Raw genomic sequence first — 4,646 nt, 5'->3', positions numbered from 1 at the left:
AGCCTGTCAAGCGTTTATTTTGAAGTTTTTTGCGAGAAACTCGTTTAGCTTCAAACACTTGGCTCGCTGCAATCTCTCGTAGCGGGAGGCGAATCATACAGCACTTAGAAGCACTGTCAACCACCTTTTCAACCGCTTTCGATCATTTGATCGTAGCCCTTACAGCACCTTCAGAATTGTCTAACTCATTGAATTTCAAGGAGTTTGTCGTTCCGTTGTCGCTGGAAGTGGGGCGCATTATAAGGGGATTCGAGAGGGCGTCAACCTTTAATTTCAAGAAAGTGAAATATAAGGGGAAAAGACCGTATCGGGGCTGCCAAGTGTTCGCCACAACAGTTTCTGCGCCGGTGAGATCGAGCGCCGCCCGCGCGGCGCTTCGCGGGTAAACCCGCTCCTACGTTTGTTTCGGGCCAGTCCCTCCTGTGCCAGGCGCGCGCGGCCGCCTTGTTGGTACGCCGCGATATCGAGACAGGCACCAAGGCGTTCGCGCGCGAATCCCACAGGCATAATTGGCCCGAAACAAACGTAGGAGCGGGTTTACCCGCGAAGCGCCGCGCGGGCGGCGCTCGATCTCACCGGCACTGCAAGGGTTGTGGCGGACACATCTCACCGCCAACACCCTCTCAAAACAGCCCCCTCCCCCTACAACAGCAACCACCAAACCCCAAAAACAAAGCGGGGAGGCCTACCGGCCTCCCCGCTTCTATATAGCTACACCATCCAGGCAATCACTCAGCCTTGAGGGTAACCCGGCCAAACGACTTCTTGCCCGCCTGGCACACATGGGTAGCACCAAGGACAAACATGAAGTCCTTGTCGACCACTGCACCATCAACTTTCACCGCGCCGCTATTCAGCAAGTCTCGCGCCTGTGCCGAGTTCTTGACCAGACCAGCCCGGTTCAGCACCGCAGCAATTGGCAGGTCTTCCGCCGCAGCCACTTCGATCTCCGGCAAGTCCTCCGGCAGCTCGCCTTCCTTCATACGGTTACCGGCAGCACGGTGAGCACTGGCCGCAGCCTCCTCACCATGGAAGCGCGCCACAATTTCTTCCGCCAACTTGATCTTGATGTCACGCGGGTTGGCGCCGTTGGCGACGTCGGTACGGAACTGCTCGATTTCTTCCATCGAACGGAAGCTCAGCAGCTCGAAGTAACGCCACATCAGGGTATCCGGGATAGACACAAGCTTGCTGTACATCACCCCCGGCGCTTCCTGGATGCCGACATAGTTACCCAGCGACTTGGACATCTTCTTCACGCCGTCGAGCCCTTCGAGCAGTGGCATGGTCACGATGTTCTGCGCTTCCTGACCATAGGCGCGCTGCAGCTCGCGCCCCATCAGCAGGTTGAACTTCTGATCGGTACCACCCAGCTCTACATCCGCCTTCAGCGCCACCGAGTCGTAGCCTTGCACCAGCGGGTAGAGGAACTCGTGGATGGCAATCGGCTGATTGGTGGTGTAGCGCTTGTCGAAGTCGTCACGCTCCAGCATGCGCGCCACAGTGTACTGCGACGCCAGACGAATGAAGTCAGCGGGGGTCAGCTTGTCCATCCAGGTGGAGTTGAACGCGACTTCGGTCTTGGCAGGATCGAGGATCTTGAACACCTGCTGCTTGTAAGTCTCGGCGTTATCCAGCACCTGCTCACGCGTCAGCGGCGGGCGGGTGGCACTTTTGCCACTGGGGTCGCCGATCATGCCGGTGAAATCACCGATAAGGAAGATGACCTGATGACCCAGCTCCTGGAACTGACGCAGCTTGTTGATCAGCACCGTGTGACCCAGGTGCAGGTCAGGTGCAGTCGGGTCGAAGCCAGCCTTGATGCGCAGAGGCTGGCCGCGCTTGAGCTTCTCCACCAGTTCCGACTCGACCAGTACTTCTTCCGCACCGCGCTTGATAAGCGCCAGCTGCTCTTCAACCGACTTCATAGACAAACCCGCAAGGCTCAGATTCAGGGGGAGCCAACCATACAAGATCGGCTGTCAAATACAAGTTTCGCAAAGGAATGTGACCCGGGGACAGGCTTGCGGCGTCTACGCGCCCTTGCGTGAAAATGGATTTGGTTATATTTTATACAGTTATTTCATCTTCATCATGTCATTCATCTTTTCCATTTCACTTTTTCAAAGTCACCTTGCCTATGACCAACGAACCGCCTAAAGCGCCCCCGCTTTATCCGAAAAGCCATCTGTTGGCCGCCAGCGGCATTGCCGCCCTGCTCAGCTTGGCTCTACTGGTATTTCCATCCAGCGAAGTGGAAGCCAAGAAAACCACCCTCAACCTCGAGCTGGAGAGCCCTGCCGAGCAGTTGAAAGACGAGACCCGTGCTGCGCCACTGGTGCAGGCAGAACGCGGGCAAACCTCGCCTTTCGTCCAGATCGAAGACGCAGCCCCCGAGACTCAGAAGGCCGAACAGAAAGCCCCGGCCGCCGAAGCTACCAAAGAACCAGGCCACCGCGAGATCACCGTGGCCCGTGGCGATACACTGTCAACCCTGTTCGCCAAGGTTGGCCTGCCGGCCAATGCAGTGCATGACCTGCTGGCAAGTAACAAGCAGGCCAAGCAGTTCAGCCAGCTCAAGCACGGCCAAGTGCTGCAGTTCGAGCTCGACAAGGATGGCCAACTGGCCAGCCTGAGCAGCAAGGTCAGCAGCCTCGAAACCATTCACCTGACCAAGACTGCCAAGGGCTACACCTTCAATCGTGAAGTCAGCAAGCCGGTGGTGCGTACCGCCTATGCCCACGGTGTGATCAAGAGTTCGCTGTCGGCATCAGCCCAACGCGCCGGCCTGTCCCACAGCATGACCATGAGCCTGGCCCGCGTGCTGGGTTACGACATCGACTTCGCTCAGGATATTCGCCCGGGCGACGAATTCGACGTGGTCTATGAGCAGAAAGTGATAGACGGCAAGGTTGTCGGTACCGGCAATATCCTGTCCGCCCGCTTCACCAACCGCGGCAAGACCTATACCGCCGTGCGCTATACCAACAAGCAGGGCAACACTAGCTACTACACCGCCGACGGCAACAGCCTGCGCAAGGCCTTCATCCGTACCCCGGTCGACTTCGCCCGCATCAGCTCGCGCTTTTCCGCCGGCCGCAAGCACCCGATCCTGAACAAGATCCGCGCCCACAAGGGCGTCGACTACGCAGCTCCCCGCGGCACACCGATCAAGGCAGCTGGTGACGGCCGTATCGAACTGGCCGGTCGCCGAGGCGGCTACGGCAATACCGTGATTATCCAGCACGGTAACCGTTACAAGACGCTGTATGGCCATATGCAAGGCTTCGCCAAGGGCATCAAGACCGGCAGCACGGTCAAGCAGGGCCAGATCATTGGCTATATTGGCACCACTGGCCTGTCTACCGGCCCACACCTGCACTACGAGTTTCAGGTCAACGGCGTGCACGTCGATCCGCTGAGTCAGAAAGTGCCGATGGCCGACCCGATCGCCAGAAACGAGCGCCAGCGCTTCTTGCAGCAGAGCCAACCACTGATTGCCCGTATGGACCAGGAAAAGGCAACTCTGCTCGCAGCGAACAAGCGCTAAGCCATGGCGCTCTATCTGGGGGTGATGTCCGGCACCAGCCTTGATGGCCTGGACATTGCCCTGATCGAACAAGGCGAGCAGCTTGAGCTGCTCGCCACCCATTACCTGCCAATGCCCAACGACTTGCGTCAGGAGCTGCTTGCCCTGTGCAGCAGCGGCCCTGACGAGATCGCACGTGCGGCGCTGGCAGAAAACCGCTGGGCTAGCCTGGCAGGCGAAGGTATCCACCAATTGCTGGCTCGCCAAGGCCTGAAGGCGGAAGCCATCCGCGCCATTGGCAGCCACGGCCAGACCATCCGCCACGAGCCGGCACGTGGTTTTACCGTGCAGATCGGCAACCCGGCGCTGCTCGCCGAGCTTACTGGCATCAGTGTGGTCGCCGACTTCCGCCGCCGCGATGTGGCAGCCGGCGGCCAAGGCGCGCCGCTGGTGCCTGCCTTCCACGAAACCCTGTTCAGCCACCTTGGCCAGCGACTGGCAATCCTGAACGTGGGCGGCTTCAGCAACCTGAGCCTGATCGAACACGATAAACCGGTCCACGGCTTCGACTGTGGCCCGGGTAATGTGCTGCTGGACGCCTGGATCGAGCGAAAACTTGGCCAGGCCTACGATACCGATGGTGCCTGGGCTGCCTCAGGGGTTGTGCAAGCCAGCTTGCTCAACGCGTTGCTCAGCGACCCGTTCTTCGCCGACAGCGGCCCGAAGAGCACCGGCCGCGAGGTATTCAACCTGCCTTGGCTGGATGCTCACCTGGCCCGCCTACCCGTTTACCGCGACGAAGACGTACAGGCAACACTGCTGGAGCTGACCGCTCGCAGCATCATCGAGTCGTTGAGCAACGCCCAGCAAGCCACAGAAGCGCTTCTTGTATGTGGTGGTGGCGCACGTAACGGTGCGCTGATGGCCCGCCTCGGTCAGTTGTTACCCGAAGCCCATGTCGCCAGCACTGGCGCCCATGGTGTGGACCCGGATTGGGTCGAGGCCATGGCCTTTGCCTGGCTGGCCCATTGCTGCCTGGAAGGCATCGCGGCCAACCGCCCCACCGTTACTGCCGCCAAAGGGTTGCGCATACTGGGCGCGATCTACCCGGCATGAC

Annotated in this window: 3 protein-coding genes; 2 read left to right on the top strand and 1 reads right to left on the bottom strand. The window is 59.5% G+C overall.

Translation table 11 applies throughout. The annotated features are described in order from the left end of the window. Positions 1–728: 728 nt before the first annotated feature. Entirely contained in the window at positions 729–1,928 is a 1,200-nt protein-coding gene (gene tyrS / locus ACF8GF_RS21220) for a tyrosine--tRNA ligase (protein ID WP_176683475.1), read from the bottom strand. A gap of 212 nt (positions 1,929–2,140) precedes the next feature. On the opposite strand from tyrS, the gene ACF8GF_RS21215 reads away from it, so the two are divergent. Together ACF8GF_RS21215 and ACF8GF_RS21210 are read left to right on the top strand one after the other, a co-directional pair. After that, positions 2,141–3,550: a peptidoglycan DD-metalloendopeptidase family protein gene (locus tag ACF8GF_RS21215; RefSeq protein ID WP_176683476.1), complete on the top strand. Its 1,410-nt coding sequence runs from the start codon at positions 2,141–2,143 to the stop codon at positions 3,548–3,550. 3 nt (positions 3,551–3,553) lie between these two features. Then, a complete protein-coding gene (locus tag ACF8GF_RS21210) occupies positions 3,554–4,645 on the top strand; it encodes an anhydro-N-acetylmuramic acid kinase (RefSeq protein ID WP_176683477.1) in 1,092 nt (363 codons plus the stop codon). The last annotated feature ends 1 nt before the right edge of the window (position 4,646 follow it).

The sequence above is a fragment of the Pseudomonas sp. yb_5 genome, assembly GCF_043103865.1.
GTDB classification, from domain to species: Bacteria; Pseudomonadota; Gammaproteobacteria; order Pseudomonadales; family Pseudomonadaceae; genus Aquipseudomonas; species Aquipseudomonas putida_Y.
The sequence above is the reverse complement of the archived record's forward strand: the minus strand, read 5'-3'. Positions and strand labels throughout refer to the sequence as shown.

Coding starts and splice junctions, on each gene's coding strand:
- ACF8GF_RS21215 (WP_176683476.1), top strand. CDS start 2,141: ATGACCAACGAACCGCCTAAAGCGCCCCCGCTTTATCCGAAAAGCCAT.
- ACF8GF_RS21210 (WP_176683477.1), top strand. CDS start 3,554: ATGGCGCTCTATCTGGGGGTGATGTCCGGCACCAGCCTTGATGGCCTG.
- tyrS (WP_176683475.1), bottom strand. CDS start 1,928: ATGAAGTCGGTTGAAGAGCAGCTGGCGCTTATCAAGCGCGGTGCGGAA.